Source organism: Hydrocarboniphaga effusa AP103, assembly GCF_000271305.1.
GTDB lineage: Bacteria > Pseudomonadota > Gammaproteobacteria > Nevskiales > Nevskiaceae > Hydrocarboniphaga > Hydrocarboniphaga effusa.
In genome coordinates, this window is sequence record NZ_AKGD01000001.1 from 1924014 (window position 1) to 1938911 (window position 14898).

14 protein-coding genes are annotated in these 14898 nt (G+C 66.3%); 5 read left to right on the top strand and 9 right to left on the bottom strand.

Annotated features, from left to right (window positions below):
* Positions 1-56: 56 nt before the first annotated feature.
* The 3 genes from WQQ_RS08455 to WQQ_RS08465 all read right to left on the bottom strand — a co-directional run bounded on the left by WQQ_RS08455 (position 57) and on the right by WQQ_RS08465 (position 2127).
* A complete protein-coding gene (locus WQQ_RS08455; protein WP_007184727.1) occupies positions 57-1220 on the bottom strand; it encodes a CE1 family esterase in 1164 nt (387 codons plus the stop codon).
* Between the two features lie 133 nt (positions 1221-1353).
* Positions 1354-1773 (bottom strand): c-type cytochrome, encoded by a 420-nt coding sequence (locus WQQ_RS08460; protein ID WP_007184728.1) that lies wholly within the window; start codon positions 1771-1773, stop codon positions 1354-1356.
* A 9-nt stretch (positions 1774-1782) separates the two neighbouring features.
* Complete coding sequence (locus WQQ_RS08465) at positions 1783-2127, bottom strand: c-type cytochrome (RefSeq protein ID WP_007184729.1); 345 nt, start codon at positions 2125-2127, stop codon at positions 1783-1785.
* A 266-nt stretch (positions 2128-2393) separates the two neighbouring features.
* Here WQQ_RS08465 and WQQ_RS08470 point away from each other — a divergent pair, with 266 nt between their 5' ends.
* From WQQ_RS08470 to ntrC, 4 genes are all read left to right on the top strand, one after another.
* A complete protein-coding gene (locus WQQ_RS08470) occupies positions 2394-3935 on the top strand; it encodes a Ppx/GppA phosphatase family protein (protein ID WP_007184730.1) in 1542 nt (513 codons plus the stop codon).
* A gap of 29 nt (positions 3936-3964) precedes the next feature.
* The gene (locus tag WQQ_RS25075; RefSeq protein ID WP_007184731.1) at positions 3965-4528 is read left to right on the top strand and encodes a DUF4124 domain-containing protein; all 564 of its coding nucleotides are present in this window, start codon (positions 3965-3967) and stop codon (positions 4526-4528) included.
* Between the two features lie 103 nt (positions 4529-4631).
* Positions 4632-5714 carry a nitrogen regulation protein NR(II) gene (gene glnL / locus WQQ_RS08480; protein ID WP_007184732.1) on the top strand — a complete coding sequence of 361 codons (1083 nt, stop codon included), beginning with the start codon at positions 4632-4634 and terminating at the stop codon, positions 5712-5714.
* Positions 5711-7201: a nitrogen regulation protein NR(I) gene (gene ntrC / locus WQQ_RS08485; protein ID WP_007184733.1), complete on the top strand. Its 1491-nt coding sequence runs from the start codon at positions 5711-5713 to the stop codon at positions 7199-7201. Before glnL ends, ntrC begins: the two co-directional genes overlap by 4 nt.
* 205 nt (positions 7202-7406) lie before the next feature.
* Here the strand turns inward: ntrC and exaC are convergent, their stop codons facing one another.
* The 6 genes from exaC to dapF form a co-directional block, all read right to left on the bottom strand.
* Positions 7407-8927, bottom strand: coding sequence for an acetaldehyde dehydrogenase ExaC (gene exaC, locus WQQ_RS08490; RefSeq protein WP_007184735.1), 1521 nt, complete (start codon positions 8925-8927; stop codon positions 7407-7409).
* A 564-nt stretch (positions 8928-9491) separates the two neighbouring features.
* Complete coding sequence (gene hslU, locus WQQ_RS08495; RefSeq protein ID WP_007184736.1) at positions 9492-10850, bottom strand: ATP-dependent protease ATPase subunit HslU; 1359 nt, start codon at positions 10848-10850, stop codon at positions 9492-9494.
* A gap of 14 nt (positions 10851-10864) precedes the next feature.
* The gene (gene hslV, locus WQQ_RS08500) at positions 10865-11407 is read right to left on the bottom strand and encodes an ATP-dependent protease subunit HslV (RefSeq protein WP_007184737.1); all 543 of its coding nucleotides are present in this window, start codon (positions 11405-11407) and stop codon (positions 10865-10867) included.
* A 169-nt stretch (positions 11408-11576) separates the two neighbouring features.
* Positions 11577-11825 (bottom strand): hypothetical protein, encoded by a 249-nt coding sequence (locus WQQ_RS08505; protein ID WP_007184738.1) that lies wholly within the window; start codon positions 11823-11825, stop codon positions 11577-11579.
* A gap of 178 nt (positions 11826-12003) precedes the next feature.
* Positions 12004-12696, bottom strand: a complete 693-nt coding sequence (locus tag WQQ_RS08510) for a DUF484 family protein (RefSeq protein ID WP_007184739.1) — start codon at positions 12694-12696, stop codon at positions 12004-12006.
* Complete coding sequence (gene dapF / locus WQQ_RS08515; RefSeq protein WP_007184740.1) at positions 12684-13523, bottom strand: diaminopimelate epimerase; 840 nt, start codon at positions 13521-13523, stop codon at positions 12684-12686. The genes WQQ_RS08510 and dapF overlap by 13 nt, the downstream gene beginning before the upstream one ends.
* A 316-nt stretch (positions 13524-13839) precedes the next feature.
* On the opposite strand from dapF, the gene dmeF reads away from it, so the two are divergent.
* Entirely contained in the window at positions 13840-14898 is a 1059-nt protein-coding gene (gene dmeF / locus WQQ_RS08520; protein WP_237715032.1) for a CDF family Co(II)/Ni(II) efflux transporter DmeF, read from the top strand.

The window sequence follows — 14898 nt, forward strand, 5'->3', positions numbered from 1 at the left end:
GTGCCGGCACGCCCCTCACTCCTGCCCCTCTCCCGGAGGGGGTCGAAGCCCTGCCCTCAATTCCCCGCCGCCTCGACCATGAGGTCGTAGCCCTGGATCGTGGCGTCGAAGTTCTGGGTCTTGAAACCGAGCAGGCCGAGTGTGATCTCGTTGGTGCTCGCCGCCTGCCCGGGCCAGTTGTGGCCGCCGTCGGTGACGGTCGCCAGGTAGTGCCGCCGGGCGTTCGAGCAGCTCGCCGAGTAACGCACGGTGACCGGCAGGCTCGAACTGACCTGTCTGAGCTGCACGCTGCCGTCGCTGCCGCTGCAGCGCGACAGGCCCTCGAACAGCGCGTGGATCTGCGGGACCGACATGGTCAGCGAAAGCAGGCCCTCATATGGATTCAACACGTCGCTGGTGCCGTGCACGATCACCGAGCCCGGCACCTGGCCGGCGCTGCACAGCGCGCGCGTTCCGGAGCTCATCGAGCCCGCCACCGCCATGAAGGCCGCGACCGGCTGGCTCGCGGTGCAGGCGTAGTCATAGGCCATCGAAGCTCCGTTCGAAAGCCCGGCCACGTAGAGCGGCAGCGAAGAGGCCGACAGCCGACCACGTGCATTGGCGACCACGCCGTCGAGAAAGCGCACGTAGTCGGCGACCGGCTCGATTTCGGGCCGGAACGGCCAGCTCGACCCGAGATTGCTGCCGAGCAGCCCATTGGGAGCCTGCGGCACGACGATGGCGACGCGCCGGGCCTTGGCGAGTTCCTGCAGGCGCACCACGTTGGTAAAGGTGCCGGTGCGCGAGCCCAGGTAATGCAGCGCCAGATAGATGGCCTCGGGAGCTTCGGGGCCCTTGATCAGCAGGTAGCTCGACTGCATGCCGGCCGCCTGCACCGAATGCTCGGCGATGCTCACGCCCGCGCAGGGCAGCGGATCGGAGGATAGGTAGCGCAGGCTGTTTTCCTCGGGCAGCGCGCAATACGTGCCCGTGGCCGGCCGGCAGTTGCCGCCGGCCTTGGCCTGTTCGACGCTGAACCGGGACGAGCAGGACACGCTGCCCGGCGGCTCGGGTTCGGGCTGAGGATCAGGATCAGGATCGGGCTCGGGCTCGGGATCGGGGGTCGGCGTGGTGCCCGGATCGGGCGTGGTCGGCTGGCCCGGGCCGTCGTCGGTCGACGACGATCCCCCGCCGCAGGCGGCCAGCAGCAGTACCAGGCCGGCCATCAAAAGCTGTCGCATGACTCTCCCCTCAGTTCGAACCGTCGGTGAGGCTTCATCCCGACGTGCCGCCAAGCTAATCGGTAATGTCGCGAGCCCAGCGACTCCCCAAATGAAAAAGGGCCGGCGGAGCCGGCCCTTTCGATCGCAGCAACTACTTGGCCTGATCCGGCGATTGCGCCGACGCACCCGACTTCGGCAGCGTAATCGTGTACAGCGGACTTTCCTGCTGCGAGAAGTAGTGCGCGAGCGCCTTGATGTCGGCATCCGACAGGTTGGCGACCTGCGCCTTCATGACCGCATTGCTGCGCACGCCCGAGCGGTAGTCCTTGAGCGCATGCTCGATGTAGTTGGTGTGCTGGCCGGCGAGCACCGGGTAGCTGCCGAGAATCGGCTTGGCGCCGTGCTCACCGTGGCAGGACTGGCAGACCGGCAGCAGCTGGTCGAGCTTGGAGTCGCCTCCAGCGGCTTCATGGCCATGCTCTTCGGCGAAAGCGGGAGCGGAGGCGCCGAGCGCCAGCGCGAGCAGGACGAGGGATTTCTTCACAAGCGGGCCTTTGTCAAACGTGCGCATGGGTCGCTCTTACTTGCCGGTCGGATGCCGCGGAGCGGCGGTCAGGAAGGCGGCGATGTCTTCCATGTCCTGGTCGGTCATGCTCGCGGCCTGGGCATGCATCGTCGGATGCTTGCGCTCGCCGGAGCGATAGGCCTTCAGCGCGGTGACGATGTACTCGGCGGACTGCCCCCCGATCTTCGGCACGCGATACGTCGGGTAGGCATTGGTGTAATACGGAATGCCGTGGCAACCGATGCAGGTATCGGCCTTGTTGCGGCCCTCGGTGGCGTCACCGGCTGCCGAAGCAGACAGGGTCGCACACAGGCTGGCCACAGCGGCGAGGGCGTAAGCGCCCTGACGCACGAATTTCATACCGTCGACTCCCAGACGTGCAGAAACTAAAGATGGGCTGGCAAATGGCGCGCGTCCGAAGTGGGTACCGGGCGGCGCGTAAGAAGCGAAATTGTCGGGGATTCAGGCGGCTGGGTCAACGAATCATCGGCCGCGCCGGGCCGGCGCATGGCGTTGCTATAGTGCGTCGGCGGAGCCGTGACGACGGCCCCGCCTGCAGGCCGATTCGGCCGATCTGTTATTCGGCCGTCAACTTTGAAACTTTAATCGATCAATCATCACACTGCATGGTCCAGCCCGCGAACCCTTCCTCCGCCTTTGCCAGCGCAACCACGGTCGCGGCGGTGGACCTGGGCTCGAACAGTTTCCACATGATGGTGGCGCGCTCGGCCGGCAAGGAGCTGCAGGTGGTCGACCGCCTGCGCGAGTCGGTGCGCCTGGCCGCCGGGCTCAACGAACAGCGCCGGCTCAGCAACGAAGTCGCCGCCCGCGCTCTGTCCTGCCTGCAGCGCTTCGGCCAGCGGCTCGCCGTGGTTCCGCCCGGCCGGGTTCGCGCGGTCGGAACCAACACCATGCGCCGGCTCAGCGAGGGCAGCTCCGGGGCCGACAGTTTCCTGTCCCGCGCCGAGCAGGCGCTCGGTCACCAGATCGAAATCATCTCGGGCGTCGAAGAGGCGCGTCTGGTCTACGGCGGGGTCGTCCACGGCATGGGCGGAGCCGAAAACCAGCGCCGGCTCGTGGTCGACATCGGCGGGGGCAGCACCGAGCTCATCATCGGCCGAGGTTCGCAGCCGCTGCTGATGGAATCGGTCGGCATGGGCTGTGTGGTGCACCAGGGCCGTTTCTTCGCCGACGGCGAAATCACGCGCGCGCGATTTCGCCAGGCCCGCCTCGCGGCCCGTGTCGAGCTCGAATTCCTCGAGCATCGCTATCGCCGCCAGGGCTGGGATCTGGCGATCGGGGCCAGCGGCACCGTGCGCGGGGTCTGGCGGGTGATGCGCGAGCAGGGCTGGACCGACGACCTGATCACGCGTGACGGTCTCGAAAAGACCATCGACCTGGTGATCGCGCGCGGCCATGTCTCGAGAATCGATTTTCCTGCTCTGCGCGAAGATCGCCGGCCGGTGTTCGCGGGTGGGCTCGCGGTGCTCGCCGGCGTGTTCGACGCGCTCGATCTGCAACGCATGCAGACCTCCGACCGCGCGCTGCGCGAAGGCCTGGTCTACGACCTGCTCGGCCGCCTGTCCGATCACGACGTGCGCGACGAGTCGGTGGAGGCCATGGCGAGCCGCTACGGGGTCGACACCGCGCATGCGCAGGCGGTGGCCGAGACCGCACAGAAGTTGCTCGACCAGCTCGGCGACGGCTGGCAGCTCGACCGCAAGGCTTCGGCGACGCTGCTGAACTGGGCCGCGCAGCTGCACGAGATCGGCCTGGTGATCGCGCACTCGTCGTACCAGAAGCACGGCGAATACATCCTGCGGCATGCCGATCTGCAGGGCTTCTCGCAGACCGACCAGAAGCTGCTCGCCGCGCTCGTGCGCCTGCATCGCAGCAAGTTCAACGCGGGCGTGCTGACCGAGTTCGGCGAGGACACCGGCGAGACCATTCGCAAGCTCGCGATCCTGCTCCGCCTGTCGGCCCTGCTGCATCGCAGCCGGGTGCCGGGCCTGCAGGTTCCGGTCAAGGCCAAGCCGAGCAACGGCAGGCGCGGAATCGATCTCGAGTTCCCGCGCCATTGGCTGGCCCAGCATCCGCTGACCCAGGCCGACCTCGAGCAGGAAGCCGACTATCTGAAATCCGCGGACGTTCGCCTGCGCTATTCCTGAGCCCGGCGCCCAGCGGCTAGAGTGCGGCCATGCGCGCGCTCCCACTTCTGCTGCTGACCTCGTTCCTGTTGCCGGGCCTGCCGGCGGCGGCCGAGGTCTATCGCTGGACCGATGCCAACGGGGTCGTGCACTACGGCGACAAGGCGCCCGATGCGAAGGCCAAACCCGCCCAGCTGCCGCAGCTGCAGGTGATTCCGGGAACGCCGGCGGCAGCCGCGCCGGGCAAGCCGGCCGGGGCGAGCGACCCGACCGCCGAACCGGCGCCGGCGGCCGAAAAAAAACCCCGGCTCAGCATCGCCGCTCCGCAGCCCGAGCAGGTGATCCGCGATACCAGCCGCCAATTGTCGGTGCGTGTGGACCTGCAAAGCCCGCTGCCCGAGGGCGCCGGGCTGATCTACTACCTCGACGGCGTCGCCCAGAACGCCCAGCCGACCCAGGAGCGCGGCCAGATCATCGGCAATGTCGATCGCGGATCCCATCTGGTCGACGTCGGCGTGGTCGATCGCAATGGCAAGCTGCTCGTACGGACTCCGCCCGTAATCGTGCACGTCATGCCGCCGGCAAGCATTAACGCACCAAATAAGGGCAAATAAACGGTCATTTGCGCGCCCTCAGCGCGCACCAGTGGGGTGCGCGGCGCACTATGAGCGCCCGAGCATGACCTCCAGTGGCCCAGGTTTTGCAACCCGCCGTCCCATGAAGCTCGCGCCCATCAGCCGCAATGCGCCCGCCCAGATCCTGGACGGCCTCACCACGGCCGTGATCAGCCTGGACGCCAACTTGCGCGTGGTGTCGATCAATTCCACCGCCGAGACCGTTTTCGGTGTCAGCCGTCGCTATGCGATCGGCGAACTCGTTTCGCAGGCGATCCTGCAACTGCAGCCGCATACCTCGCGGCTGCAGGAGGCGATGCGCGCAGGCACCGGCTTCGTCGAACGCGAACTGCAACTGCGCAAGGCCGGCGACGAGCCGATCACCGTCGATTGCACGGTGACGCCGCTCACGCTCGGCCGCGGCGTCGGCCTGCTGATCGAGATCCTGCCGCTCGACCGCCACATGCGCATCTCGCGCGACGAGCTCCTGCTCGCCCAGCAGGAGGCCAGCCGCGAGCTGATCCGCAACCTCGCGCACGAGATCAAGAACCCGCTCGGCGGCATCCGCGGAGCCGCGCAGTTGCTCGAGCGCGATTTCCCCGACAGCGAGCACCGCGAATACACGCGCGTGATCATCCGCGAGGTCGACCGTCTGCAAAACCTCGTCAATCGGCTGCTCGGGCCCAACCGGGTTCCGCAGAAGGCGCCCGTCAACGTGCACGAGGTGCTCGAACACGTGCGCCAGCTCGTCGAGGCCGAAGCGCCCGAGGGCGTCCGCTTCCTGCGTGATTACGATCCCTCGATTCCCGACCTGATCGGTGATCGCGAACAGCTGATCCAGGCCGTGCTCAACATCGTCCGCAACGCGTTCCAGGCGGTCGATGGCGATGGCTGCATCGCCCTGCGCTCGCGCACCCGCCGCCAGTACACCATCGGCGGCACCCGTCACCGGCTCGTCGCCCAGATCGACATCGAAGACGACGGCCCCGGAATTCCCCCCTCCATGATCGACAAGATCTTTTATCCCATGGTCACGATGCGCCCTGAAGGCACGGGTCTTGGCTTGCCGATCTCCCAATATCTCGTGCACACGCACGGTGGTCTGATCGAATGCAAGTCGCGCCCCGGTTCAACCGTTTTCTCGATTTTCCTGCCGCTGGACAAGCGGGCTGGGGCGATGGCATGAGCGCCGCCCTGACTGTCTGGGTCGTCGACGACGACGAATCGATCCGCTGGGTGCTCGAGCGCTCGCTGTCGCGCGAGAACATGAGCGTGCAGGTGTTTCCGGGCGCCGCCGAGCTGCTCGACGCGCTCAACGACGCGACCCCGGACGTGCTGCTGTCGGACATCCGCATGCCGGGCGTCAATGGCCTGGAGCTGATGGACCGCGTGCACCGGGCCAAGCCCGAGCTGCCGGTCATCATCATGACCGCGCATTCCGATCTCGACGCCGCGGTCGCCTCGTACAAGGGCGGCGCGTTCGAATACCTGCCCAAGCCCTTCGACGTCGATGGCGTCGCCGCGCTCGTGCGGCGAGCCGCGGCCAAGCGCCAGCAGACCGTCGAGGTGGCGCCCGGCGACCCGTCGGTGCCGACCGCGATCATCGGCGAAGCGCCGGCGATGCAGGACGTGTTCCGTGCCATCGGCCGCCTCTCGCAGAGCCAGATCACGGTGATGATCACGGGCGAATCGGGCACCGGCAAGGAGCTCGTCGCACGCGCTTTGCACGTCAACAGCCCGCGCGCGAACAAGCCCTTCATCGCGGTCAACACGGCGGCGATTCCGAAGGATTTGATGGAATCGGAATTCTTCGGCCACGAGCGCGGCGCCTTCACCGGCGCACAGATGCAGCGCAAGGGCCGTTTCGAGCAGGCCGACGGCGGCTCGCTGTTCCTCGACGAAATCGGCGACATGCCGGCCGACCTGCAGACGCGCCTGCTGCGCGTGCTGCAGAACGGCGAGTTCTATCGCGTCGGTGGCGTTTCGCCCGTCAAGGTCGATGTGCGCGTGATCGCGGCGACGCACCAGGATCTCGAAACCCTGGTCCGCGAGGGCAAGTTCCGCGAGGACCTGTTCCACCGCATCAACGTCATCCGCGTGCGCATTCCTCCGCTGCGCGAGCGCAGCGAGGACATTCCGCTGCTGATGCGCCACTTCCTCGCCCAGGCGGGCCGCGAGCTCAAGACCGAGCCCAAGCGCCTGCTGCCCGAAGTGATGGAGCGCCTGCAAGAGTTCGACTGGCCCGGCAACGTGCGCCAGCTCGAAAATACCTGCCGCTGGCTGACCGTCATGGCTCCCGGCCAGGACGTGCATCTCGACGACCTGCCGCCCGAACTGCGCGACCTGCGCCGCCCCGAGCCGACGCCGGTGGTTCCGGCCTACGTACCGCCGCCGGCCACCATCGCGGCCCCGGTCGCGGCGGTCGGAATCCCGGCCGCCACGCCCGGCCCGGTCGACGCCAACTGGCCCGACAAGCTGCGCGCCTGGGCTGCGCAGGAGCTCAAGACCGGCCGCAGCGACCTGCTCGGCGAAGCGGTGCCGACCTTCGAGCGCGTAATGATCGAAGTGGCGCTGGAAGCCTGCCACGGCCAGCGCCAGGAAGCCGCCCGCCGCCTCGGCTGGGGCCGCAACACGCTGACGCGCAAGATCAAGGAGCTCGGGATGGAGGATTGAGCGCCTCCACACTCACTCTTTCACTCAACGAAAAGGCCGCCCTCGAAGGGCGGCCTTTTCGTTTGAAGCACCAGCAAAGCCGAATCAGCGTTGTGAGCGAAGGTAGATCGCGTCAGGCCGGAGCGCAGAAACCGGAGCGTGCTCAAAGCACGTGAGGATTTCGAGCGCCGCCCTGGCGCGATCCACCGAGCGCAGCGGCTGATTCTTAGAAGAAGCCGAGCGGCTTGGTGTCATAGCTCACCAGCAGATTCTTCGTCTGCTGATAGTGGTCGAGCATCATCTTGTGCGTTTCGCGACCCACGCCGGACTTCTTGTAGCCACCGAACGCGGCGTGCGCCGGGTACAGGTGGTAGCAGTTGGTCCAGACGCGACCGGCCTTGATCTTGCGGCCGACACGGTATGCACGGTTGATGTCGCGCGTCCACAGGCCGGCGCCGAGGCCGAACTCGGTGTCGTTGGCGATCGCCAGGGCTTCCTCTTCGGTCTTGAAGGTCGTGACGCTGACGACCGGCCCGAAGATTTCCTCCTGGAACACGCGCATCTTGTTGGTGCCCTTGAGCAGCGTCGGCTGGATGTAGTAGCCGGTGCCGAGGCTGCCCTCGAGCTTCTCGACGTCGCCGCCCGTGAGCACTTCGGCGCCTTCGCTCTTGGCGATCGTGAAGTAGGACAGGATCTTGTCGAATTGCTGCGACGAGGCCTGGGCGCCCACCATCGTCTCGGTATCGAGCGGATCGCCGCGCTTGATCTTCTTGATCTTCTTCATGACCTCGGCCATCAGCGGCTCGTAGATCGATTCCTGGATCAGCGCGCGCGACGGGCAGGTGCAGACTTCGCCCTGGTTGAAGAACGCCAGCACGATGCCTTCGGCGCACTTCTCGATGAACTCCGGCTCCGCCGACATCACGTCTTCGAAGTAGATGTTCGGGCTCTTGCCGCCGAGTTCGACGGTGCTCGGAATGATGTTCTTGGCGGCCAGGCTCATGATGTGCGAGCCGACCGGGGTGGAGCCCGTGAAGGCGATCTTGGCGATGCGCTTGTTGCTCGCCAGCGCTTCGCCGGCTTCCTTGCCGAAGCCGTGGACGACGTTGAGCACGCCCTTGGGCAGCAGGTCGCCGATCAGTTCCATCAGGATGGTGATCGACAGCGGCGTCTGCTCGGCAGGCTTGAGCACGATGCAGTTGCCCGCGGCGAGTGCCGGAGCGAGCTTCCAGGCCGCCATCAGCAGCGGGAAGTTCCACGGAATGATCTGGCCGACGACGCCGAGCGGCTCGTGGATGTGGTAGGCGGTGGTCTTGGCGTCGATCTCGCCGAGCGTGCCTTCCTGTGCGCGGATGCAACCGGCGAAGTAGCGGAAGTGGTCGGCGGCGAGCGGAACGTCGGCGTTCAGGGTTTCGCGCACGGCCTTGCCGTTGTCCCAGGTTTCGGCGACGGCCAGCAGTTCGAGGTTCTGCTCGATGCGGTCGGCGATCTTGAGCAGGATGTTCGAGCGCGCACCGACCGAGGTGTCGCCCCAGGCTTCGGCGGCGGCGTGGGCGGCGTCGAGCGCCTTCTCCACGTCGGCAGCGGAAGAGCGCGGGAATTCGCCGATCGGCTGGCCGGTCACCGGCGACGGGTTGGTGAAGTAGACACCGTCGACCGGGGCCACGAATTCACCGTTGATGTAGTTACCGTACTTCGGCTTGAGCGTCAGGATCGAACCGGCCGTACCGGGATGTGCGTAGCGCATTGCGCGAACTCCTTTGTGTGATGGGTGGTCGTTCGCGCCGGCCCCATGGCCGCGCACGAACTTCTGCTGCAAAGCATCCATCCCTGCCGGGACGGTTGTTCCGAACCCACTGATCCGGGCACGGAGGGAGTCTCTCCTCATCGAACGCGAACGCTCGAGCCCTCGTCACATGCGGTCGGCGCTGGCGGGCGGCCGTATTGCATCGGCCGTGCCAGCGGTCGTGACCGCCTGGAAACATCGGCGGCACATAGCTTTCGGGCTCGGTTTCCTGCGTTCATAACAAGTTGAAAACAGGCAACTTTCCCGCAATTTCACGAGAAACGCCCAATCGTCGGAATGCGCCGGCGTACGGATCGCAGAATGCAGGCCCTCTGCCAGCGGCCGTTCAGGGTGCCGGATATGCGGCGAATCAGGCCAGGTGCGACACGGAGTGTCACGAATTGGTGACGGTGTGGCGCTCAGTGCCACCGGTTGGAATGAGGGTGGACCGGCGGCACGGCCGCTCCACCCGCCGCTATAGCGCGGGCCTGGGGGCCTCGCACCTGCCCGCCCTGCAAAAGTGAATCAAAGAATGAACCGGCTCAAATCCTCGTCCCGGGCGAGCTTGCCGAGCTTCTCGTCGACATAGCCCTCGTCCACCGTCAGCGTGCTGCCGCTCTTGTCGGGCGCGTCGAAAGCGATTTCTTCCATCAGCCGCTCCATCACCGTATGCAGCCGGCGGGCACCGATGTTCTCGGTGGTTTCGTTGACCGTCCAGGCCACGTCGGCGAGTCGCTTGATGCCGGAGCCGGTGAAATCCACCTCGACGCCCTCGGTCTTCATGAGCGCGCGGTACTGCTCGGTCAGCGAGTAGTTCGGCTCGGTCAGGATGCGCACGAAATCCTCGGTCTTGAGCGGCTCGAGCTCGACGCGGATCGGCAGGCGACCCTGCAGTTCCGGAATCAGGTCGCTCGGCTTGGCCATGTGAAACGCACCGCTGGCGATGAACAGGATGTGGTCGGTCTTCACGCTGCCGTACTTGGTGGTGACGGTGCTGCCTTCGATCAGCGGCAGCAGGTCGCGCTGCACACCCTCGCGCGAGACGTCGGCGCCCTGGTATTCGCTGCGCTTGGCCACCTTGTCGAGTTCATCGATGAAGACGATGCCGTTCTCCTCGACGTTGCTCAGCGCATCGAGCTTGATCGCCTCCTCGTCGACGAGCTTCACGGCTTCTTCTTCGGTGAGCTGCTTGAGCGCTTCCTTGATCTTCATCTTCTTGGAGCGCGTCTTGCCCTGGCCGACGTTGGCGAACATCTGCTGCAGCTGGCTCGTCATCTCCTCCATGCCCGGAGGGCCCATGAGCTGCAGGTTCGGGGCGCCGGCCGCGAGCTTGATCTCGATTTCGGTGTCGTCGAGCTTGCCCTCGCGCAACTGCTTGCGGAACACCTGGCGCGCGGCCCCGTTCTCGCTGCTGCGCAGGTTGCTGGCCTCGCCGAAATCCTTCGGCGGCGGCACCAGCACGTCGAGCACGCGATCTTCGGCCGCCACTTCGGCGCGATCGCGCACACGCTGCGTGGCCTGCTCGCGCGTCATCTTCATCGCCGCGTCGACGAGATCGCGAATGATCGAATCGACGTCCTTGCCGACGTAGCCGACCTCGGTGAACTTGGTCGCTTCCACCTTCACGAACGGGGCGTTCGTGAGCTTGGCGAGCCGGCGCGCGATCTCGGTCTTGCCGACGCCGGTCGGGCCGATCATGAGGATATTCTTGGGCACCACTTCGGCCTTCAGCGGGCCTTCGATCTGCTGGCGGCGCCAGCGGTTGCGCAGGGCCACGGCGACCGCGCGCTTGGCGGCGCGCTGGCCCACGATGTGGCGGTCGAGTTCCTGGACGATTTCGCGCGGCGTCATCGAGGTGGCGCTGGTTTGCGTGTTCTGGGTCATTGCGGGTCCGCGGCTCAGGCGTCGATGGTTTCGACGGTGAGATGGTGGTTGGTGTAGATGCAGATGTCGGCCGCGATGTGCAGCGATTTCTCGACGATCTCGCGCGCGGACATCTGGCTGTTTTCGACCAGCGCACGCGCCGCGGCGGTGGCGTAGCTGCCGCCCGAGCCGATCGCGATGACGCCGTGGGCTTCGGGCTCCATGACGTCGCCGTTGCCCGAGATCATCAGCGAGGTTTCGCGGTCGGCGACAATCAGCAATGCCTCGAGCTTGCGCAGGTAGCGATCGGTGCGCCAATCCTTGGCCATCTCGACCGCCGCGCGCGTGAGCTGGCCGCCGTGCTTTTCGAGCTTGCCTTCGAAGCGCTCGAACAACGTGAAGGCATCCGCGGTTCCTCCCGCGAAGCCGGCGATGACTTTTTCACCGTAGAGGCGGCGAACCTTGCGCGCGTTGTTCTTGACGCGCGTATTGCCCATCGATACCTGTCCATCGCCGCCGACGGTGACCTGCCCGTCGCGACGCACGCAGAGGATGGTGGTTCCGTCGAACTGTTTCATGAGCGGGACTCGATCTCGTTTTATGAGTCCGGCTGATGTGGGGATGGCTCGCGGCGGTTTCAACCAGACCGGGCAGTCCGGCCCCGGAAATCCACTGCGGATACGACTACCGAAAACGAAGAAGGCGGAAGGTTACCCTCCCGCCTTCTCTTACTGCAGACCGGGTCGCTTATTCAGCGGCCGGGGTCGCCGGAGCGGTCGATTCCGGGCAGGCAGCGTTCGGGTCGGATTCCGTCGGGCACTTCGGCGCTTCGGCCGGGGCAGCGGCATCCGGGGTCGCTTCGGCAGCCGGAGCAGCTTCGACCGGCGCTTCAGCGGCGGGGGCAGCTTCCGGGGGGGTGGCTTCTTCCTGCTTCTTGCACGCAGCCAGCGCCAGCACAGAGGCGAGGCCCAGGGCAATCACGAGTTCACGTTTCATGGAACAACTCCCAGGTCAGTTGGATTATGTGCTGGCTAAGGCCGGCCAGCGGCGTCACCGAGTGGCAACGAACTAAGATTATGCCCGATAAAACTGAACGTAAGGCATCCCTTAAGGGCCAGCCCTCAAGTTATTTGCCGGATTGAGCTCTTTTAGCCGGCTTTTTGCAGGAAATTGCTTACGAAACGAGTTTGGCCCGAACCGCCGCGGCCACCAGCTCGGCCGTCATTTCAAGAAACAGCTTGCCCTGGCGGGGCTGGAACCGCTGCGGATCGCGCGAGGCCAGAATCAGCATGCCGAGGTTCTTGTCGCGTTCGAGCGGCACCACTGCGGCCGATTGCGGCAACTCGGCGGCTTTGGGGAACAGCAGCCTGGCGCGGACTTCGCTAAGCGGACCGCACTCGATCAGCTTGGTGCGCAAGAAGTTCTCGAACAGCCGGGCCACCGCGCCTTCGGCGTCGAGCCTGTGCAGGCCTTCGATGTCGCTGCGCTTGAGCAGGCCCGGCACCACGCCGACCCAGGCTTCGTCGATGCCGAAGTCTTCGCGCATGCACTGCTGCAAGCCCACGATCGCCGCAGCCAGCGTCGGTGCTCGGATCAGGGTGCGCGCGAGGCGGTGCACATGGGTCGCCCGGCGCTCGTTGTCGCGGGCGTTCTCGAGCAGCTGGGTGAGCCGGTCCTCGAGCCGCTGGCTGCGGCCGCGCAGCACTTCGACCTGACGCTCGATCAGTGAAACCGCCGAGCCGCTGGTGTGCTGCAGTTGCAGGGTTTCGAGCAATTCGGGATGGCGCGTCAGAAAATCCGGCTGCGCCTTCAGGTACGCCAGCACCTGCTCGTCGTCCAAGGCCGCAGGCTGCTTCACTTCTGCCATTCGATCTCCCCGGTGAATACGGTTTCGGCCGGACCGGTCATGAATACGGAATCGTCGGCGCCGCCGGCCCATTCGAGCCGCAGGTCGCCGCCCCGCGCTTTCAGGGTCACCGCACCGTCGAACAGGCCCCAGAGCCGCCCGACCACCGCGGCGGCGCAGGCGCCGGTTCCGCAGGCCAGGGTTTCGCCGGCGCCGCGCTCGTAGACCCGCAGCCGGCCGGCATCGCGGCCGAGCACCTGCAGAAAGCCCACGTTGACGCTCTGCGGAAACTCCGGGCTCGCCTGCAAGGCCCGGCCGAGCACTTCGACCGGCGCGCCGTCGACATCATCGACGACGATCACCGCGTGCGGGTTGCCCATGCTGACGGCGCCGAATTCGACGCTGCCGAAAGCCGGAATGTCGATGCGGTAACGTTCGGCCTGTGCGAGTTTGAGCGGAATCTGCTCGGGAACCCATCTCGGAGCGCCCATATCGACGCGCACCCGATTGTCGCCGATGCGCTGCAGCTCGATCACGGACGTGCTCGTGCGTACGCGCAGACGCGGCTTGTCCGACAGGCCGTTCTCGGCGACGTAGAGCGCGAAGGCCCGGCTGCCGTTGCCGCACTGGCCCACTTCGCTGCCGTCGGCGTTGAAGATGCGATAGTCGAAATCGACGTCCGGCGTCGACGCCGCCTCGATGACCAGCACCTGATCGCAGCCGACGCCGAAGCGGCGGTCCGTGAGGCGCTGCAATAGCGCCGGAGTCGGCGCGAAGCGCTCGCGCGTGGCGTCGATGACGACGAAGTCGTTGCCGGCTCCCTGCATCTTGGTGAAGCGGAGTTTCATCGGAATTCGCGTCGGAGCTTCAGTGGAAACGATCGGCCGGTCAGCCCGGATGAGTGTGCAATAGTATTGACTAATGTTTCGTAAATCAATTTTTACTCTCATTTCGCCGAGAGCTCAGGCGAACATGATGGGGACTGGGGCGCCGATGTCCACTGCGGGCTTTCGCCGTGAGCCGCAGCGTGGCCGCCTCCCAGGATCCGCGCGATGATGCTCGGCACCGGCATCGAACGACCGGATCCTCTGACCGACAACCGACCTGCGGTTCGAGCGCGGCGACGGCATACTGTGAGCGTCGGTCTGCCCGCGCCCTGCTCACGTGACCACTCACTCCCATTCCCATTCCGGGCCTCGTCGAGGCCACTCTCATGACCACGCGCCGCGGGCGCCGAAGCCGGGCCAGCTGCCCGCCTGCCCGGCGGCCCGCGAGGCCGATGGCGGCCACGCCTTTCTAGGCGACGATCACCACGACAACAGCCGCCGCATGATCGCGGTGGTGGCGCTGACCCTCGTGACGATGGTCGTCGAGATCGCAGTCGGCTACTGGTCGGGCTCGATGGCCTTGCTCGCCGACGGCTGGCACATGGCGAGCCATGCGGTCGCGCTCGGCATTTCCGCCTTCGCCTATGGCTTCGCGCGCCGCCACGCGAACAACCCACGCTACAGCTTCGGCACCGGCAAGATCGGTGACCTGTCGGCGTTCACGAGCAGCCTGATGCTCGGGGCGATCGGGGCGCTCATGATCGTCGAGTCGGTGCAACGCCTGCGCAGCCCCGTGACGGTGGCTTATGGAGAAGCGTTACTGGTGGCGGTGCTCGGCCTGCTCGTGAACTTGGCGAGCGCGGCCCTGCTGCACGGGGGAGCCGGGCATTCGCACGGGCCGGACCACGACCATCACGATCACGATCACGATCACGATCACGATCACGCGACAGGCCAGCACGAGTCGCACGCCGACCACAATCTGCGCTCGGCCTATCTGCATGTGCTCGCCGATGCGCTGACCTCGATCCTGGCGATCGCGGCGCTGCTCGCCGGGCTCTACCTGGGCTGGCAGTGGACCGATCCGCTCATCGGCATCGTCGGCGGCATCGTGATCCTGCAATGGGCCTGGTCACTGGCCCGGCGCACCGCGATGATCCTGCTCGACGCGAGCGTCGATCCGGCGCTCGCGCGGCGCATCCAGCAGCGGCTCGAAGCCGCGCAGGCGCAGGTGTCGGATCTGCATCTGTGGCGGCTCGCGCCGGGCAAGTTCGCGGTGATCGCGTCGGTGCAGTCGGCAGCTCCGCTGACTCCGGCCGAGTACAAGCAGCGCTTGGCCGATCTGCCGGGTCTGGCCCACGTCACCATCGAGGTCGAGCCCGCTCAGGCTCCATGA

What these genes read in the sequence shown, in the direction of transcription:
- WQQ_RS08455 (WP_007184727.1), bottom strand. Translation starts at nt 1,220, where the DNA reads ATGCGACAGCTTTTGATGGCCGGCCTGGTACTGCTGCTGGCCGCCTGC.
- WQQ_RS08460 (WP_007184728.1), bottom strand. Translation starts at nt 1,773, where the DNA reads ATGCGCACGTTTGACAAAGGCCCGCTTGTGAAGAAATCCCTCGTCCTG.
- WQQ_RS08465 (WP_007184729.1), bottom strand. Translation starts at nt 2,127, where the DNA reads ATGAAATTCGTGCGTCAGGGCGCTTACGCCCTCGCCGCTGTGGCCAGC.
- WQQ_RS08470 (WP_007184730.1), top strand. Translation starts at nt 2,394, where the DNA reads ATGGTCCAGCCCGCGAACCCTTCCTCCGCCTTTGCCAGCGCAACCACG.
- WQQ_RS25075 (WP_007184731.1), top strand. Translation starts at nt 3,965, where the DNA reads ATGCGCGCGCTCCCACTTCTGCTGCTGACCTCGTTCCTGTTGCCGGGC.
- glnL (WP_007184732.1), top strand. Translation starts at nt 4,632, where the DNA reads ATGAAGCTCGCGCCCATCAGCCGCAATGCGCCCGCCCAGATCCTGGAC.
- ntrC (WP_007184733.1), top strand. Translation starts at nt 5,711, where the DNA reads ATGAGCGCCGCCCTGACTGTCTGGGTCGTCGACGACGACGAATCGATC.
- exaC (WP_007184735.1), bottom strand. Translation starts at nt 8,927, where the DNA reads ATGCGCTACGCACATCCCGGTACGGCCGGTTCGATCCTGACGCTCAAG.
- hslU (WP_007184736.1), bottom strand. Translation starts at nt 10,850, where the DNA reads ATGACCCAGAACACGCAAACCAGCGCCACCTCGATGACGCCGCGCGAA.
- hslV (WP_007184737.1), bottom strand. Translation starts at nt 11,407, where the DNA reads ATGAAACAGTTCGACGGAACCACCATCCTCTGCGTGCGTCGCGACGGG.
- WQQ_RS08505 (WP_007184738.1), bottom strand. Translation starts at nt 11,825, where the DNA reads ATGAAACGTGAACTCGTGATTGCCCTGGGCCTCGCCTCTGTGCTGGCG.
- WQQ_RS08510 (WP_007184739.1), bottom strand. Translation starts at nt 12,696, where the DNA reads ATGGCAGAAGTGAAGCAGCCTGCGGCCTTGGACGACGAGCAGGTGCTG.
- dapF (WP_007184740.1), bottom strand. Translation starts at nt 13,523, where the DNA reads ATGAAACTCCGCTTCACCAAGATGCAGGGAGCCGGCAACGACTTCGTC.